The sequence below is a fragment of the Rathayibacter sp. VKM Ac-2926 genome (assembly GCF_022815565.1).
GTDB lineage: Bacteria > Actinomycetota > Actinomycetes > Actinomycetales > Microbacteriaceae > Rathayibacter > Rathayibacter festucae.
This window is the reverse complement of the sequence record NZ_JALGRS010000013.1, coordinates 82,747-99,244: the sequence shown is the minus strand read 5'-3', so window position 1 is coordinate 99,244 and position 16,498 is coordinate 82,747. Positions and strand designations below refer to the sequence as shown.

Sequence of the window (16,498 nt, the reverse complement as noted above, 5' to 3'; positions counted from 1 at the left end):
CGCTGCCGGATCAGGCGAACAGCCCCGAGCCCACGAAGTCGCCCTCGTCGCGCACCCCCGGCGGGACGGCGAAGACCGCCGAACCCACGTGCTTGATGTACTCGTTGAGCGCATCGGTCGCGAGGTTCCTCTGCACGGTGATGAACTGCTCCGGCGACCGCTGGAACGAGAGGAAGAACAGCCCCGCGTTCAGTCGTCCGAGCTCGTCGTTGCCGTCGACGAAGTTGTAGCCGCGGCGCAGCAGCCGGACGCCGTTGTTCACGGTCGGGTGCGCGAGCCGCACGTGCGATTCCTTGTCGACCAGCGGCACGCCGGTCGCCCCCGCCGCCTCGAAGTCGGGCTCAGTGAACTCGCCGCCGCCCGAGAGCGGGGCGCCGGAGCCCTTGCTCCGGCCGATCACGCGCTCCTGCTCGCCGAGCTGGCTGCGGTCCCAGGTCTCGATGATCATCCGGATCTTGCGCGCCACGAGGTAGCTGCCGCCCGCGAGCCAGGCCGGGCCGTCGGCGTCCTGCACCCAGACGTGCTCCTGCACGGCGTCCGGCTCCTCGGACTTGATGTTGGCCGTGCCGTCCTTGAAGCCGAAGAGGTTCCGCGGAGTCGCCTGCGCGGTCGAGGTGGAGGAGGTGCGGCCGAAGCCGAGCTGCGACCAGCGCAGCGACGCGCGACCGAAGGCGATGCGGCTGAGGTTGCGGATCGCGTGCACCGCGACCTGCGGGTCATCGGCGCACGCTTGGATGCAGAGGTCCCCGCCGCCCGCGGTCGGCACCAGCGCGTCGCCGCGGAACCGGGGGAGCGCCGCGAGCTCGGCCGGCCGGCGGTCGGCGAGGCCGAAGCGGTCGGCACCCGACTCGTCGGTGAAGAGCGTCGGCCCGAAGCCGAAGGTCAGCGTGAGCGAGGACGCGTCGAGGCCGAGCGCCTCGCCGGTGTCGTCCGGCGGCGCCGTGTCCGGGCCGCCGACGGCGCCCTCCTCGCTGACATCGAGGCCCCGGGTGAGGCGGGCGGCCGCGAGGGTCCAGTCCTGCAGCAGCTCGATCAGGTCGTCGCGGGTCGCGGTGGAGGACAGGTCGAACGCCGCGAAGTGCAGCCGGTCCTGCGCGGCCGTGGTGATGCCGGCCTGGTTCGCGCCGTGGAACGGCACGACGCGCGTCGCGGCGGAGGAGGCGCTCGCGCTGGTCGCCGAGGTGACGGCGACGGTGCCGCCGATCCCCGCCGCGAGGCCCGCGGTCCCCGCCGAGACGAGGCCGAGCAGCCCGCGCCGCGAGAGGCGGCGGGGCTGCTCGTCGGGTCGGCCCGACTCGTCGGCGGGGCCGGCGGCGTTCTGCTCGGGCTCCACTACTCCGCGGGCTCCTCGACGCCGAGCACCGTGTGGGTCAGCTGCGAGAGCGGCTCGGACAGGGCGTTCACCTGGTCCGAGAGCTCCTTCTTCTGCTCGTCGGTGACGCTCGAGTAGGCGACGAAGCCCGAGTCGATCGAGCCGTACTGGGCGAGCATCGCGTCGAGCTCGGCGAAGCGCTGGCCGATCTCGGCGGTGAGCGCGGCGCCGTCGTCACCGGTGGCGGTCGCGATCGGCTCGACGTTGCCGAAGGCCACCTCCGCGCCCTGCACGTTCGCGGCGAAGTCGGTCAGGTCGGTGCCCGACCACCAGTCCTCCTCGCCGGTGATCTTGCCCGCGGCGACCTCGTCCAGCAGGCCGATCGCGCCGTTCGAGATGTCGCCGACCGAGACGGTGAAATCGGGCGCGGCGACGAGGTCGTAGAGGTCCTGCACGTCGGAGACGAGCCCGTCGGCGAAGGCCGTCCGCTGCTCGGGAGTAGAGGGCGCCCAGTCGAGCCAGGCGCTCGTCCCGTCGGAGTTCAGCGCGTCGGCGGCGGGGACCCAGAGGTCCTTCTCGATCCGGTGGAAGCCGGTCCAGTCCAGGCCCTCGGCGACGGCGTCGACCTCGCGGTAGTCGATCTTCGGGTCGAGGTCGCCGAAGGCCTCGGCGGTCGGCTCGATGCGCTCGTAGAAGACGCGGGTCGCGGCGAAGAGGCTGCGCGCCTTCTCGTCGTCGCCCGCCGCGTACGCCTCGGCGAAGGACGTCACGGCGGGCAGCAGCTCGCCGGACTGCGACTGCACGTAGGAGACGTAGTTGGTGACGGCGGCCTCGGTCGCGGCCTGCTCGTCGGCCGACTGCTCGGTCGCCTCGCCGGTCACGGTGAACTCGGCGAGCCCGACGGGAGCGCCGACCTGCTGGAACTTGCAGGCCGTGTAGTAGGTGCCGGGCTCGAGCTGGGCGACGTAGGAGACGCTCTGACCGGGGGTGACGTTCTCCTTCTCGCCCACGATGCGCAGCTTGTCCTCGGCGAGGATCTCGAACTCGTTGACGTCCGATCCGGTGTTCTCGAGCGCGAAGGTGACCGCACCCGCCTCGGCCGTGGCGGCGGACACCGCGCAGGCGCCGTCGTCGATCGCGACGTCGAGGGCCGCGGCGGAGGAGGCGGCCGGGGTGTTCGGCACGCAGCCGGTGAGGAGCAGGGCGAGAGCGCCGGCGCCGGCGAGGCCGGTGGCGACGCGGGGGAGGCGGGGTCGAGTGCGCGGGGGCATGGTTCTCCTGGTGGTGGGAGGTCGTCCCGGCGGTGCCGGGGCGGGATCAGACGGAGGTGGCGACGGGAGCGGCGACCGGGGCCGCGCTGCCCCGTCGCGGCCGGCGGGAGCGGACCTGGCGGACGAAGAGGGACCCGACGACCACGAGGTAGAGCAGCCAGGCGGAGAACTGCAGTGCCGTCGGCTCGGGCGTGTAGTTGAAGAGTCCGCCGAGGACCGCGGCGACCGTGGCCGGCAGGATCGGGCCGAGGTCGAACAGCGGAGTGCCCCAGCCGGGCAGCAGCGCCGCCTCCTGCAGGTCGCCGACGCCGTAGAGCAGCACCCCGGCCGCGACGACGATGAGGAAGCCGCCGGTCCAGGTGAAGAAGCGGCCGAGGTCGATCCGGACGAAGCCGCGGAAGATCAGGTAGGAGGCGACGACCGCGCTGAGGATGCCGAGGAAGGCGCCGATCGTGCCGACCCAGGCGTTGGAGGCGGAGGAGGCGCTGCTCGAGGAGACGCTCGCCCAGACGAACAGGGCGGTCTCGATCCCCTCGCGGCCGACGCTGACGAAGCCGAGCACGACGATCCCGAGGGCGGAGCCGCTGACCGCGGCGTCCAGCTTGGACTCGAGCTCGCCCTTCAGGCTGCGGGCGTTCGCGCCCATCCAGAAGATCATCCAGGTGACGAGGCCGACGGCGAGCAGCGAGAGGCCGCCGCCGAGGAGCTCCTGCGCGGTGAAGCTGAGCCCGTAGGGGCCCCAGGTGAGGATCGCGCCGGTGACGAGGGAGAGGACGACCGCGGCGGCGATGCCCGTCCAGAGCCGGGGGAGCACGTCGCGCCGCTGCAGCTTGGTCAGGTAGGCGACGAGGATGCCGACGACGAGCCCGGCTTCGAGGCCTTCACGGAGGCCGATGAGGTAGTTTGCGAGCACGTGTGTTCTCTTCGTCGTCTGCACGGGAGGACGGTGCGAAGCCCACCCCCGGGCCGCATCCTCAGGTAAGCCTTGCCTAACCCGTGGACGACTGTAGTGGCCATCCGGTCGCGTGTCCACACAGGACGCCGGGCGCGCGATGTGCGGCGCCGAGCGGCCGGTCGGACGCGCTTCGAGCGGGGCACCGCGGCGGAACGAGAGCACAGGACGGACGAGAGGCGGAGAGTGGACGCGAGTCGAGACGGCGCAGGCGAGCGGGTCGTGGCGGTGCACGCCCATCCCGACGACGAGACCATCACGATGGGCGGGACCCTCGCGCGACTCGTCGCGGACGGCGCCGCGGTCACCGTCGTCACCGCGACGCGCGGCGAGTGCGGCGAGGTCATCCCGGCCGATCTCGCGCACCTCGAGGGCTCGGACGAGCTCGCCGCGCACCGCACCACCGAGCTGGTCGTCGCCCTGACCGCCCTCGGCGTGGCCGATCACCGCTTCCTCGGCGACCCGGCCGCCCGCGCCGCCGGCCTCGCCCCGCGGGTCTACCGCGACTCCGGCATGCAGTGGGGCCCGGGTCGCGTGCCCGTCCCGCTCGAGCCCGTCGACCCGCGCTCCTTCACCTCCGCGCCGGAGGAGGAGGCGATCGCCGACCTCGTCGCCGTCCTCCTGCAGACCGGCGCGACCCTCGTGCTCTCCTACGACGTCGGCGGCGGCTACGGCCATCCCGACCACATCCGCGCCGCCCTGATCGCCTCGACGGCCGCCGAGCGGCTCGGACTGCGCTACCTGGCGGTCCTGCCCGACGCCGTCCCCGAGCAGCCCGGCGACGTCGCGATCGAGCTCGACGACACCGATTACGCCCGCAAGCGCGCGGCGCTCGAGGCGCACCGCACGCAGCTCGTCGTCGACGGCGACGAGCTGCGGCTCTCGAGCGGCCCGCCGTTCCCGATCTGCCGCCTCGAGCGCTTCCGCCCCGAGGGTGCGCCGAGGCCGCCGGAGCCGGTCGCCGAGGAGCGGCCCGATCTCGGCACCCGCATCGTCTCGGGTCTGCTCTCGGTGCTGACCGGCGCGGTGGTCGGCGCGATCACGACCGTCGCGCACCAGAGCACCGTGACCGTCGGCGACGCGGAGCTCCCGGTCGGCCTCGCCGTGTCGCTGGCCGCCGTGCTGCTCCTGCTGCTCGGACTCCGTCTCGTGATGGTGGACCGCTTCGTCGCCTTCTGCACCGCGATGGGCCTGCTCGGTGCGATCGGGCTGCTGGCGCTGCGCAGCACCGGCGGCTCGGTCCTCGTGCCGGCCAACGGCCTCGGCGTGGTCTGGACCTTCGCCCCCGCGCTGATCGCCCTCGTGGTGATCGCCTGGCCGCGGGTCCGTCCGCCGTCCCGCCCCGCTCCGGCGGAACCGGCGGCCGACAGCACCGCCCCGCCGCTCCCCGTACGATAGAGAACACTGTTCGAAGGGACGTCCACGACCGTGACCTACGTGATCGCACTTCCGTGCGTCGATGTCAAAGACCGCGCCTGCATCGACGAATGCCCGGTCGACTGCATCTACGAAGGCGAGCGCTCGCTCTACATCCACCCCGACGAGTGCGTCGACTGCGGGGCGTGCGAGCCGGTGTGCCCCGTCGAGGCCATCTACTACGAGGACGACCTCCCCGAGGAGTGGTCCGACTACTACAAGGCCAACGTCGAGTTCTTCGACGAGATCGGCTCGCCCGGCGGCGCCGCGAAGGTCGGAGTGATCGCGAAGGACCACCCGGTCATCGCCGTCCTCCCGCCGCAGAGCCACTGAGCGCGCGTCCGTGGCACTCGGATCGCTGCCGGACTACCCCTGGGACCTGATGGGTCCCGCCACCCGGGTCGCCTCCGCGCACCCCGGCGGCCTCGTCGACCTCTCGATCGGCTCGCCGGTCGACCCGACGCCCGAGCCGATCCGCGCGGCGCTCGCCCGGGCGACGGACGCGCACGCCTACCCGACCACGGTCGGCACTCCCGCCCTGCGCGAGGCGATCGCCGCCTGGTACGCCCGGCGCCGGGGCGTCCCGGGGCTCGGCCTCGACGAGGTGCTGCCGACGATCGGCTCGAAGGAGCTCGTCGCCTGGCTGCCGTTCCTCCTCGGTCTCGGCGAGGGCGACGTCGTCGTCCACCCGCGCGCCGCGTACCCCACCTATGCGATGGGCGCCGCGATCGCCGGAGCCTCGGTGCTCGCCTCCGACGACCCCGACGAGTGGCCGGCCGAGACGCGCCTCGTCTGGCTGAACTCGCCCGGCAATCCCGACGGCGCCGTGCTCGACGTCGACGCGCTGAGGCGCGCGGTCGACCGGGCGCGCGAGCTGGGAGCGGTCGTCGCGGGCGACGAGTGCTACGCCGAGCTCGGCTGGGACCGCCGCTGGGCCGACGAGCCGATCCCGAGCGTCCTCGATCCTCGCGTGGCGGGCGAGGAACGCCGCGGCGTGCTCGGCGTCTACTCCCTCAGCAAGCAGTCCAACCTGGCCGGCTACCGGGCCGCCTTCGTCGCGGGCGACCGCGAGCTGATCGCGCGGCTCGTCACCGTCCGCAAGCACGCCGGGATGATCGTCCCCGCCCCGCTGCAGGAGGCGATGGTCGTCGCGCTCGGCGACGACGGGCACGTGGCGGAGCAGAAGGAGCGCTACCGGTCCCGGCGCGACCTCCTGCGCCCGGCGCTCGAAGCCGCGGGCTTCCGCGTCGACCGCAGCGAGGCCGGCCTCTACCTCTGGGCGACCGAGGGGCGACCCGCCTGGGAGTCGATCGACCGGCTCGCGCGCCTGGGGATCCTCGCCGGCCCCGGCGTCTTCTACGGCGACCACTTCACCGAGCACGTCCGCCTCTCGCTGACGGCCACCGACGAGCGGATCGCGGCCGCCGCCGAGCGGCTGGCGGGCGGTCTCTGACCCTCGGCTCGCCGTGATCCTGAAGGATCCCCACAACGGACGGGGGCGAGCACTGGGCGGTGTCACAGTGCCGCCGCTTTGCCCATAGGCTGTATGGGGTACGGTCAGCGTCGCCACAAACGGCCCTGGTTCCGGACAGTTCCAGCCCCCGGCGCCGCCCGCTCCGCGCGAGCGCACCCGGGTGCGACCGATGACCTGGGAGGCGTTGTGACCGAATCCGGCACGCAGAGCGACGGAACCGCGACGGTGGAGACACCTGAGCCCGCCACGGAGAGTGCGCCGGCCGCGGCCGAGGTCCTGCCCGAGAAGGTGACGCTCACGTTCGGTGATCGCACCGCGGAGTTCCCGGTCCTGCGCAGCGTCGACGGCTCCTCGAGCATCGACTTCTCGACCCTGTCGAAGCAGACCGGTCTGATGTCGCTCGACTACGGCTTCGTCAACACGGCCGCCACCAAGTCGAGCATCACCTACATCGACGGCGACGAGGGGATCCTGCGCTACCGCGGCTACCCGATCGAGGAGGTCGCGACGAACGCGACGTACCTCGAGGTGGCCTGGCTGCTGATCTACGGCGAGCTGCCCACCGCGGACGAGCTCGCCGGCTTCGACGACCGCATCCGCCGGCACACGCTGCTGCACGAGGACCTCAAGCGCTTCTTCGACGCGCTGCCGCACAGCGCGCACCCGATGTCGGTCCTCTCGGCCGGTGTCTCGGCGCTGTCGACCTACTACGAGGACAGCTCGAACCCGAAGGACCCGGAGGCGGTCGAGCTGACCACCATCCGCCTGCTCGCGAAGCTGCCGGTGATGGCGGCGTACGCGCACAAGAAGGCGATCGGCCAGGCGTTCCTCTACCCGGACAACTCGCTGAGCTTCGTCGACAACTTCCTCCGCCTGAACTTCGGCACCATGGCCGAGCCGTTCGAGGTGGATCCGGTGCTCTCGAAGGCGCTCGACCGGCTGCTGATCCTGCACGAGGACCACGAGCAGAACGCGTCGACCTCCACCGTCCGCCTGGTCGGCTCGACCGAGGCGAACCTCTACGCGTCGGTCTCGGCCGGCATCAACGCCCTGTTCGGCCCGCTGCACGGCGGCGCGAACGAGGCCGTGCTGACGATGCTCGGCCGCATCCGCGAGTCCGGCGAGAGCGTCCAGACTTTCGTCGAGCGGGTGAAGAACAAGGAGGAGGGCGTCCGCCTGATGGGCTTCGGCCACCGGGTCTACAAGAACTACGACCCGCGCGCGAAGCTCGTCAAGGAGAGCGCGTCCGAGGTGCTGCAGGCGCTCGGCGTCAAGGACCCGCTGCTCGACATCGCGATGGAGCTCGAGGCCCTCGCCCTGGAGGACGACTACTTCAAGGAGCGCCGCCTCTACCCGAACGTCGACTTCTACACCGGCGTCATCTACAAGGCGATGGGCTTCCCGACCCGGATGTTCACCGTCCTGTTCGCCATCGGCCGCCTGCCCGGCTGGATCGCGCACTGGCGCGAGATGAACACCGACAAGCAGACCAAGATCGGCCGCCCCCAGCAGCTCTACACGGGAGCCCCCGAGCGCCACTGGCCCACCGGCCGCTGACCCGGCCCGAGGAGCCCGTCGGCGGGTGGGTCTCGATACGCCGCGTGCCGCGGCTACTCGACCAGCATGTTTCGCCCTGCTGGTCGAGCAGGCTGCGCAGCTGGCCCACCATGCTGGTCGAGTGGCCCGCGCGCGGGCCGCTCATGCTGGTCGAGTAGCCCGCGCAGCGGGCGTATCGAGACCCCGCGTCCGCCTAGGGGTGGGTTTCGATACGCCGCGTTCCGCGGCTACTCGACCAGCATGGACCGATCGCGGCGCATCGAAGCCTTGCGTCAGGCGTGCAGGGCCGTGTTCAGCTCGATGCCGGCGCCGGTGCGGGGGAGCACCTCGACCGCGCCGGTGAGCGAGTTGCGGCGGAAGAGCAGGTTCGGCACCCCTGAGAGCTCGACGGCCTTCACCGTCTGCGGCCGCCCGTCGGCGCGCGGGGCGCCGCCGACGACGACGACCTTCGTGCCCGCCGTGACGTAGAGCCCGGCCTCGACGACGGTGTCGTCGCCGATCGAGATGCCGATGCCGGAGTTCGCGCCGAGCAGCGCCCGCGCGCCGATCGACACGCGCTGCACGCCACCGCCGGAGAGCGTCCCCATGATCGAGGCGCCGCCGCCGATGTCCGAGCCGTCGCCGACGACGACGCCCTGCGAGATGCGGCCCTCGACCATCGAGCTGCCGAGCGTCCCGGCGTTGAAGTTGACGAACCCCTCGTGCATGACCGTCGTCCCGGGAGCGAGGTGCGCGCCCAGGCGCACCCGCGACGTGTCCGCGATGCGCACCTTCGCCGGCGTGACGTAGTCCGTCAGTCGCGGGAACTTGTCGATCCCTGCGGCCTGGATCCCGTGGCGCCGCAGCGACGGACGCAGCCGGGTGAACGAGTCCGGCGCGACCGGCCCGGCGTTCGTCCACACGACGTTCGGCAGGTGCGCGAAGATCCCGTCGAGGTTCACTGTGTTCGGCTGGACGAGCAGGTGCGAGAGCAGGTGCAGCCGGAGGTACGCGTCCGACGTCGACGCCGGCGCGCTCTGCAGGTCGATCTGCAGCGTCACCACGTCGATCCGCACCTCGCGCCGCGGGTCCTCACCGGCGAGGGCCTCGAACTCCGCCGGCACGATCCACGGGTCGCGGCCCGCGGGGATCGTGCCCAGCCGCGGCTCCGGGAACCAGGTGTCGAGGACGGTGCCGTCCGAGGCGATCGTCGCCAGCCCGTAGCCCCAGGCGGAGGCGGGCGCGGGCACGGCGGAGTCAGCGGTGTTCTGGAGGCTCATGTCGCCCAGGGTAGCGCGCACGATCCGGCCGGTACCCTGGGGCGCATGGCCGTACCGACCTCCGCCCCGGCGCCCGTCGCGCCCCTCGATCTGGGCTCCGATCCGATCGCGCTGACCCGCGTGCTCTGCGACATCCCCTCCGTCTCCGGCGATGAGCTGGCGCTGGCCGATGCGGTGCAGCTGGCCCTCGAGCAGTACCCGCACCTCGAGGTGCTCCGCGACGGCCACACCGTGGTCGCCCGGACGAACCTCGGGCGCGAGCAGCGCGTCGTCATCGCCGGCCACCTCGACACGGTCCCGATCAACGACAACCTCCCGGTGCGCGCCGAGACGATCGATGGCGTCGAGCACCTCGTCGGCCGTGGCACCACCGACATGAAGGCCGGCGTCGCCGTCCAGCTGGTCCTCGCCGCCGAGCTGACCGATCCGGTCGTCGACGTCACCTGGATCTGGTACGACAACGAGGAGGTCGCCTCCGACCTCAACGGCCTCGGCCGCCTCTCCCGCCACCGCCCGGACGTCTTCGCCGCCGACTTCGCCGTGCTCGGCGAGCCGACCAGGGGCGAGGTCGAGGGCGGCTGCAACGGCACGCTCCGCGTCGACGTGACGACGCACGGCCGCCGCGCGCACTCCGCCCGGAGCTGGGTCGGCGAGAACGCGATCCACGCCGCCGCCCCGATCCTGGACCGCCTCGCCGCCTACCAGCCGCGCGAGGTCGAGGTCGAGGGCCTCGTCTACCGCGAGGGCGTCAACGCGGTCCGCATCAGCGGGGGAGTGGCGGGCAACGTGATCCCCGACCTCTGCACGGTGCACGTCAACTACCGCTTCGCGCCGAACCGCACCGGCGAGGAGGCGGTCGCCCACCTCCGGGAGCTGTTCGAGGGCTTCGAGGTCGATGTCGTCGATCTGGCCGAGGGCGCGCGCCCCGGGCTCGACGCTCCGCTCGCGCAGGCCTTCATCGCCGCGGTCGGCGCCGAGGCGAAGCCCAAGTACGGCTGGACCGACGTCGCCCGCTTCTCCGCGATGGGCATCCCCGCCGTCAACTACGGCCCCGGCGACCCGCTCAAGGCGCACGCCGACGACGAGCACGTCGCCGTGCACGAGATCACCGCCTGCACCGAGGGCCTCCGCCGCTGGCTGCGCGGCTGCGCGTGAGCGCCGTCCTCACCGGGCTCCCGGTCCGCCGTCGCGCGCAGCTGCGCCTCGTCCCCTGGTGGGCGCGCGTCCTCGCGGTCTTCGTCCTCACCCGCATCGTGACGACCGTGATCATGCTGCAGTTCGCCGCGAATCAGCAGGCGAACTCGTGGACCGGCCCGTCGCCGGCCTACGTCGACTTCGCGACGATGTGGGACGGCCGCTGGTACGAGATCATCGCGACCGCCGGCTATCCGACCGAGCTGCCCGTGACCGACGCGGGTGAGATCGGCGAGAACGCGTGGGCGTTCATGCCGCTCTACCCGGTCGTCGTGCGACTGCTGATGGTGCTGACCGGCCTCGGCTGGGCCACCGCCGGTGTCGCCGTCTCGGTGATCTGCGCGGCCGTCACCTGCCTGGTGCTCTACCGGCTGATGCGGCACTCGCTGAGCGAGTCGCAGTCCCTCGTCGCCGTGCTGTTCTTCTGCGTCGCGCCGACCTCGCCGATGCTGCAGATCGCCTACGCCGAGTCGATGGCGATGATGCTGACCGCGATCGTGCTGCTGCTGCTCGTCCGGCGCCGGTACGCCTGGGTCTTCCCGGTCGTGCTCGCGCTCGGGCTGACGCGCCCGAGCGGGCTGGCCTTCGCCGCGGCGATGGGCCTCTACGTCGTCTACCGGTTCGTCCGGCGCTCGAAGGAGCCGTTCCCGCGGGCCGACGCCGTGCCCGCCGTCGCGCTGACGGTGTGGGGCCTCGTCGTCGGCTTCCTCTGGCCCGCGGTGGCCTGGGCGGTCACCGGCTCGCCGACGGCCTACACCGACACCGAGCTGGCCTGGCGAGCCTCCTACATCGGCTACCAGGAGCTGTTCCCCTTCACCTCCTGGTTCCAGGGCGGCGCGTGGTGGGGCGGCTGGTGGTTCGGCGCGCCGATGGTCGGCATCGCGCTGGTCGTCGTCCTCGTGCTGCTGTTCGTCGGCATCCTCGCGTCGCCCTGGACGCGGCGGCTGGACCTCTTCAGCCGCGCGTGGATCGCGGGCTACGGCGTCTACCTCTTCGCCTTCTTCTTCCCGCAGTCGAGCACGTTCCGCCTGCTGGGCCCGATGTTCCCGCTGGTCGGAGCGCTCGCGGTGCCGCGCTCGCCCCTGTTCCGGAGCGCGCTGGTGCTCGTCTCGATCGCCGGCCAGATCGGCTGGATCACCATCGGCTGGGCCGTCGACGGCTACGACTGGACACCGCCGTGATCGACGCCGCGTTTCCGCGGAAGGCCGCCGATTTCGTCCCTGGCGCGGATGCACGATAATAGACGGATACGTCACGAAAGGGGAACTCTATGGCGGCCATGAAGCCGAGGACCGGAGACGGACCGATGGAGGCTGTTAAGGAGGGGCGACTCATCGTCGTGCGCGTTCCGCTCGAAGGCGGCGGACGCCTCGTCGTCTCAGTCAACGATGCAGAGGCGAAAGAACTCCACGACGCTCTCGCGTCGGTGGTGACTCCAGCCTGACCCACCAGCACCGTCGAGAACGCCCGCCGCATCCGATGCGACGGGCGTTCCCTCGTTCCCGGGGTCGGGCCCGTGCTACGCGCGGCGCTTGTTTGCCTGCAGCAGCCCGTCGCCGATCGGCGACAGCACGCTGACCACGGCCGGCGAGCCGCAGACCTCGGCGACCAGCGTCCGGAAGGCGGAGGCGATCTCGTCGCGCTGCGCGGGGTTGGAGACCCGGCCGCGCCAGAGAGCGTGCGGCACGAGCACGGTGCCGCCGACGCGGACGAGGCGCAGCGCGTGCTCGACGTTCTCGATGACCTGCAGCGGATCGCCGTCGACGAAGACGATGTCGTAGGAGTTCTCGTTCATCCGGGGGAGCACCTCGAGGGCGCGGCCCGGGATCAGGCGCAGGCGGTTCGGCGAGATGCCGGCCTCGTGGAACTGCGCGCGGGCGTGCTGCTGGTGCACCGCCTCCGAGTCGATCGAGGTCAGCATGGCCTCCGGGGCGCCGTCGAGCAGCCAGAGTCCGCTCACGCCGGTGCCGGTTCCGATCTCGATGATCGACGTCGCCCGGGCTGCCGCCGCGACGAGCGCGGACTGCGCGCCGATCGAGGGCGCGATCGCGTCGATGCCCAGCTCGACGGCGAGCCGGCGGGCGGAGGCGATCGCCTCGGGCTCGACGACGGCGTCCTCGGCGTACTTCCAGTTGGCATCCTTGTCGGACACGGGCGGGCTCCTCTGGTGGTGGTCGCGGCGGGCGGATCGCGCCTGCGCATCGCCAGGGTACGGGGGTCCGTGCGGTCGTCGGCGCAGGCGCGGCGGACTAGGGTGGTCCCGTGTTCGGTTTGACGTTCGACAAGCTCCTCATCATCGGAGTCATCGCCGTCTTCGTGCTGGGCCCTGACCGCCTCCCCTACTACGCCTCGCAGCTCGCTGCGCTGGTGCGGAAGGTCCGCGGATTCGCCACGCAGGCGCGCGAGCGCGTGAAGGACGAGATGGGCGACGAGTTCGACGAGGTCGACTGGCGCAAGCTCGATCCGCGGCAGTACGACCCGCGGCGCATCATCCGCGACGCCCTGCTCGAGGACGAGCCGGCCCCCACGGTCAAGCCGCCCTCCGCGGTCTCCGCGCCCGTCACCGCGGGCGGCGGCGCCTCGACGGCGGACAGCTACTACACGACGATGAAGCGGTCGGCCGGAGCCGGCGAGCTCTCGACGGTGGCGCCCCCGCCCATCGACCTCGAAGCCACCTGACGCGCGCCGTCGGCCGAAGTGCTGACGACGGTGGGTCTCGATACGCCCCTGCGGGGCTACTCGACCAGCATGGTTGCGGCACTTCCCTCGGTTGCGGCCGGTCGAGCAGCCCGCAGTGCGGCCCTTGCCTGCTGGTCGAGCAGCCCGCAGTGCGGCCCTTGCATGCTGGTCGAGTAGGCCGCGCAGCGGCCGTATCGAGACCCGCTCAGGCCGGGGCCTGCGGCGAAGGCCTCAGCCGACCGACATCGGGAGGCGGCGGCCCGTCAGACCGCGCGGACGCGAGGCGAGGGTCCGGGCCAGCTCCGTGATCGCGACGGCGGCCGGGTCCTCCGGGTCTCCGATGACGACCGGCAGGCCGTCGTCGCCGCCTGCGCGCAGCGCCACGCTGATCGGCAGCGAGGCGAGCAGCGGCACGTCCTCACCGCTCGCGCTGAGCCGGCGGGCCACCTCGGCGCCGCCGCCGCTGCCGAAGAGCTCGAGCACCGACCCGTCGGGCTGCGGCAGCCCGGACATGTTCTCGACCACGCCGACGATGCGCTGCCCCGACTGCCGGGCGAGCGCACCGCTGCGCTCCGCCACGTCGGCGGCGGCCGGCTGCGGAGTCGTCACGATCAGCACCTCCGCGTGCGGCAGGAGCTGCCCGATCGAGATGGCGACATCGCCCGTGCCCGGCGGCAGGTCGAGCAGCAGCACGTCCAGGTCGCCGAAGTACACGTCGGTGAGGAACTGCGAGATGGTGCGGTGCAGCATCGGTCCCCGCCAGGAGACGGCCGCGCCGCGGGTGTCGCCCTCGAGGAACATCCCGATCGAGATCACCTTCACGCCGTGCGCGACCGGGGGGAGCATCAGCTCGCCGACGCGCGTCGGCCCCGCGACGCGGCCGTCGTGCATCAGTCCGAGCAGCCCCGGGATGGAGAAGCCGTGCACGTCGGCGTCGACCAGCCCGACCGCGAGCCCGCGCCGGGCCAGGGCCACCGCCAGATTCGCGGTGACGGTCGACTTGCCGACCCCGCCCTTGCCGCTGGTCACCGCGTAGACCCGCGTCAGCGAGTCCGGGCCGAACGGCATCTCGCGCCGCCCGCCGCGCAGCCGCTCGGTCAGAGCCGTGCGCTGCGCCGGCGTCATCACGCCGACCTCGACCCGCACCGCGGCGGAGCCCGCCGCAGACTCCGCCGCCGCGCGGACATCGCGCTCGATCGCGGTCGCGGCCGGGCAGCCGACGATCGTCAGCCGGATGGCGACGGTCACCGCGCCGTCCTCGCCGACCGTCACCGCGTCGACCATGTCGAGCTCGGTGATGGGCTTCCGGATCTCGGGATCGATGACCCGCGCGAGCGCCGCGAGCACCGCGCTCTCGAGAGCGGCGGGATCCGCCGGACCCGTCACGGCGACGTCAGGCATCGCGCCGCTCGCTCGCGATCGACTCCGCCCGGTCCTTCTCGAGCTCCTCGACGAGGCTGCGCAGCTCGGAGCGGATGAAGTCCTTGCTCGCCATGTCGCGGATCGCCAGGCGGAGCGCGACGACCTCGCGGGCCAGGTACTCCGTGTCGGCGAGGTTGCGCTCGGCGCGCTGGCGGTCCTGCTCGATCTGCACGCGGTCGCGGTCGTCCTGGCGGTTCTGCGCGAGCAGCAGCAGGGGCGCCGCGTAGGAGGCCTGCAGGGACAGGATCAGCGTGAGCACCGTGAAGCCCAGGGCCTGGGAGTCGAAGCGCGACTCCTCGGGGCCGTAGGTGTTGAACAGCAGCCAGAACACGCAGAAGATCGTCATGCCGACGAGGAACCACGGCGTGCCCATGCCGCGGGCGAAGGATTCGGTCAGGCGGCCGAAGCGGTCGCTGCTCTGCCGGTTGCGCCGGGGGAGCACCCGCGTGCGCAGGCCCTTCGGGGCGTCGAGCCGTCGATCCTGCTTGGTGTCCCTAGCCACGCGCACCCCTCCGTCCTCGTCGTCCTGCCCTGAACCTGCTGGTCGCCGCCGCGGGCGGCGCGATCGGTATGCCCTGGGTCGTCGTGCTCACCGGCACGCGCGGTTCGTCGTCGCCGTCGTGGCTGCGCCAGTCGTCGGGGAGGAGGTAGTCGAGCACGTCGTCGATCGTGACGACGCCGACCAGGCGGTGCGACTCGTCCACCACGGGCACCGAGACGAGGTTGTAGCTCGCGAGGATGCGGGCGACCTCGGCCGCGGAGGTGTCGGGCGTGATCGGGTCCAGGCTCTGGTCGAGCAGGGTGCCGAGGCGCTCGTGCGGCGGGTAGCGGAGCATCCGCTGGAAGTGCACCATGCCGAGGAAGCGGCCGGTCGGCGGCTCGTACGGCGGCAGGGTGACGCAGACCGCGGCGCCGAGCGCCGGGGCCAGCTCGTGTCGGCGGATCATCGCGAGGCCCTCGGCGACGGTCGCCTCGGACGAGACGATGATCGGCTCGGTCGTCATCAGTCCACCGGCCGACTCGGGAGCGTAGGAGAGGAGCATGCGGACGTCGTCCGCCTCCTCCGGCTCCATCAGCTCGAGGAGCGCCTCGCCGCGCTCGTCCGAGAGCTGCGCGATCAGGTCGGCCGCGTCATCCGGCTGCATCTGGTCGAGGACGTCGGCCGCGCGGTCGTCGTCGAGCCGGCCGAGGATCTCGACCTGCTCGCTCTCGGGCATCTCCTCGAGGACGTCGGCGAGCCGGTCGTCGGAGAGCTCGCCGGCGACCTCGAGCATCCGCTGCTGCGGCAGGTCGAGGAGCGTGCTGGCGAGGTCGGCGGGCTTGAGCTCGGAGAGGCTCGCCACGTACTGCTCGGCCGACTGCGCCTCGGTGGACACGCTCTCGCGGACCTCGCGCCAGCCGGCGAAGGTCGTCGCGCCCTTGGCGAAGGGGGAGGGGCTGGTCTTGGGGCGGCGGACGAAGAGCTGGGCGAGCTCCCACTCGCCCGGCCCGACCTCCTCGATCGCGACGTCCTCGACGATCGCGTCGCCCGAGCCGTCGACAAACGTCATCCTCCGGCCGAGCAGCTCGGCGATGACGCGGACCTCGCCGCCGCGCTGCTCGAAGCGGCGCACGTTGATCAGACCGGTCGTGATGATCTGCCCGCTGCCGATGCTGGTGACCCGTCCGATCGAGACGAACACCCGGCGGCGGCCGGGGATCTCGACGACGAGGCCGACCACGCGCGGCGCGTCGTTCTGACGGTGCACGAGCAGCACGTCTCGGACCTTGCCGACGCGATCGCCCGCCGGGTCGAAGACGCTGCAGCCGGCCAAGCGCGCTACGAAGACTCTGGCGGAACTCACGGCTACCAACCTAGACCCGGGCGCCCCTGCGGAAGCCGAGCGCGGGGTCCCGCCGCTCCCACCGCGCGCTCGGGAAGCTCCCGATCCGTGTCCAGAATGCTCCAAGTCCTCTGTGACA

The 16,498-nt window shown here is 72.3% G+C and carries 16 protein-coding genes; 8 read left to right on the top strand and 8 right to left on the bottom strand.

Going from position 1 to position 16,498, the window contains the following annotated elements; genetic code table 11:
- Window positions 1-10: 10 nt before the first annotated feature.
- The 3 genes from efeB to efeU are packed head-to-tail and all read right to left on the bottom strand — an operon-like array spanning window position 11 to window position 3,496.
- Window positions 11-1,333, bottom strand: coding sequence for an iron uptake transporter deferrochelatase/peroxidase subunit (efeB, locus tag MT351_RS16670; RefSeq protein ID WP_243582714.1), 1,323 nt, complete (start codon window positions 1,331-1,333; stop codon window positions 11-13).
- The gene (gene efeO / locus MT351_RS16665; RefSeq protein WP_243582713.1) at window positions 1,333-2,583 is read right to left on the bottom strand and encodes an iron uptake system protein EfeO; all 1,251 of its coding nucleotides are present in this window, start codon (window positions 2,581-2,583) and stop codon (window positions 1,333-1,335) included. The genes efeB and efeO overlap by 1 nt, the downstream gene beginning before the upstream one ends.
- Before the next feature lie 46 nt (window positions 2,584-2,629).
- Entirely contained in the window at window positions 2,630-3,496 is an 867-nt protein-coding gene (gene efeU, locus MT351_RS16660) for an iron uptake transporter permease EfeU (protein ID WP_123445452.1), read from the bottom strand.
- A 225-nt stretch (window positions 3,497-3,721) separates the two neighbouring features.
- Here efeU and MT351_RS16655 point away from each other — a divergent pair, with 225 nt between their 5' ends.
- From MT351_RS16655 to MT351_RS16640, 4 genes are all read left to right on the top strand, one after another.
- A complete protein-coding gene (locus MT351_RS16655) occupies window positions 3,722-4,933 on the top strand; it encodes a PIG-L family deacetylase (protein ID WP_243582712.1) in 1,212 nt (403 codons plus the stop codon).
- A gap of 30 nt (window positions 4,934-4,963) precedes the next feature.
- Window positions 4,964-5,284, top strand: coding sequence for a ferredoxin (gene fdxA, locus MT351_RS16650; protein ID WP_085475430.1), 321 nt, complete (start codon window positions 4,964-4,966; stop codon window positions 5,282-5,284).
- Window positions 5,285-5,294: 10 nt separating this feature from the next.
- Window positions 5,295-6,404 (top strand): succinyldiaminopimelate transaminase, encoded by a 1,110-nt coding sequence (gene dapC / locus MT351_RS16645; protein ID WP_308197772.1) that lies wholly within the window; start codon window positions 5,295-5,297, stop codon window positions 6,402-6,404.
- Window positions 6,405-6,701: 297 nt separating this feature from the next.
- Window positions 6,702-7,982 carry a citrate synthase gene (locus MT351_RS16640; protein ID WP_123735615.1) on the top strand — a complete coding sequence of 427 codons (1,281 nt, stop codon included), beginning with the start codon at window positions 6,702-6,704 and terminating at the stop codon, window positions 7,980-7,982.
- A 272-nt stretch (window positions 7,983-8,254) separates the two neighbouring features.
- Here the strand turns inward: MT351_RS16640 and dapD are convergent, their stop codons facing one another.
- Window positions 8,255-9,241, bottom strand: coding sequence for a 2,3,4,5-tetrahydropyridine-2,6-dicarboxylate N-succinyltransferase (gene dapD / locus MT351_RS16635; protein WP_123735323.1), 987 nt, complete (start codon window positions 9,239-9,241; stop codon window positions 8,255-8,257).
- Between the two features lie 45 nt (window positions 9,242-9,286).
- On the opposite strand from dapD, the gene dapE reads away from it, so the two are divergent.
- The 3 genes from dapE (at window position 9,287) to MT351_RS16620 (ending at window position 11,879) form a co-directional block, all read left to right on the top strand.
- Window positions 9,287-10,396 carry a succinyl-diaminopimelate desuccinylase gene (gene dapE / locus MT351_RS16630; protein ID WP_243582711.1) on the top strand — a complete coding sequence of 370 codons (1,110 nt, stop codon included), beginning with the start codon at window positions 9,287-9,289 and terminating at the stop codon, window positions 10,394-10,396.
- On the top strand, window positions 10,393-11,616 hold the full coding sequence (locus MT351_RS16625; RefSeq protein ID WP_243582710.1) for a hypothetical protein: 1,224 nt from the start codon (window positions 10,393-10,395) through the stop codon (window positions 11,614-11,616). The genes dapE and MT351_RS16625 overlap by 4 nt, the downstream gene beginning before the upstream one ends.
- 89 nt (window positions 11,617-11,705) lie before the next feature.
- Window positions 11,706-11,879, top strand: a complete 174-nt coding sequence (locus MT351_RS16620) for a DUF3117 domain-containing protein (protein ID WP_077221916.1) — start codon at window positions 11,706-11,708, stop codon at window positions 11,877-11,879.
- Window positions 11,880-11,954: 75 nt separating this feature from the next.
- Here MT351_RS16620 and MT351_RS16615 read toward each other — a convergent pair whose 3' ends face one another.
- Window positions 11,955-12,587: an O-methyltransferase gene (locus MT351_RS16615; RefSeq protein WP_123702830.1), complete on the bottom strand. Its 633-nt coding sequence runs from the start codon at window positions 12,585-12,587 to the stop codon at window positions 11,955-11,957.
- A 110-nt stretch (window positions 12,588-12,697) separates the two neighbouring features.
- Here MT351_RS16615 and MT351_RS16610 point away from each other — a divergent pair, with 110 nt between their 5' ends.
- Entirely contained in the window at window positions 12,698-13,114 is a 417-nt protein-coding gene (locus MT351_RS16610) for a Sec-independent protein translocase TatB (protein WP_123445460.1), read from the top strand.
- A gap of 231 nt (window positions 13,115-13,345) precedes the next feature.
- Here the strand turns inward: MT351_RS16610 and MT351_RS16605 are convergent, their stop codons facing one another.
- The 3 genes from MT351_RS16605 to MT351_RS16595 are packed head-to-tail and all read right to left on the bottom strand — an operon-like array spanning window position 13,346 to window position 16,380.
- Window positions 13,346-14,515: an Mrp/NBP35 family ATP-binding protein gene (locus MT351_RS16605; RefSeq protein ID WP_243582709.1), complete on the bottom strand. Its 1,170-nt coding sequence runs from the start codon at window positions 14,513-14,515 to the stop codon at window positions 13,346-13,348.
- Complete coding sequence (locus MT351_RS16600) at window positions 14,508-15,038, bottom strand: DUF1003 domain-containing protein (protein WP_123445981.1); 531 nt, start codon at window positions 15,036-15,038, stop codon at window positions 14,508-14,510. Before MT351_RS16600 ends, MT351_RS16605 begins: the two co-directional genes overlap by 8 nt.
- Window positions 15,031-16,380 carry a magnesium transporter MgtE N-terminal domain-containing protein gene (locus MT351_RS16595; RefSeq protein WP_123735327.1) on the bottom strand — a complete coding sequence of 450 codons (1,350 nt, stop codon included), beginning with the start codon at window positions 16,378-16,380 and terminating at the stop codon, window positions 15,031-15,033. The genes MT351_RS16600 and MT351_RS16595 overlap by 8 nt, the downstream gene beginning before the upstream one ends.
- Window positions 16,381-16,498: the final 118 nt, after the last annotated feature.

Coding starts and splice junctions, on each gene's coding strand:
- efeO (WP_243582713.1), bottom strand. CDS start 2,583: ATGCCCCCGCGCACTCGACCCCGCCTCCCCCGCGTCGCCACCGGCCTC.
- dapD (WP_123735323.1), bottom strand. CDS start 9,241: ATGAGCCTCCAGAACACCGCTGACTCCGCCGTGCCCGCGCCCGCCTCC.
- dapE (WP_243582711.1), top strand. CDS start 9,287: ATGGCCGTACCGACCTCCGCCCCGGCGCCCGTCGCGCCCCTCGATCTG.
- MT351_RS16620 (WP_077221916.1), top strand. CDS start 11,706: ATGGCGGCCATGAAGCCGAGGACCGGAGACGGACCGATGGAGGCTGTT.
- MT351_RS16605 (WP_243582709.1), bottom strand. CDS start 14,515: ATGCCTGACGTCGCCGTGACGGGTCCGGCGGATCCCGCCGCTCTCGAG.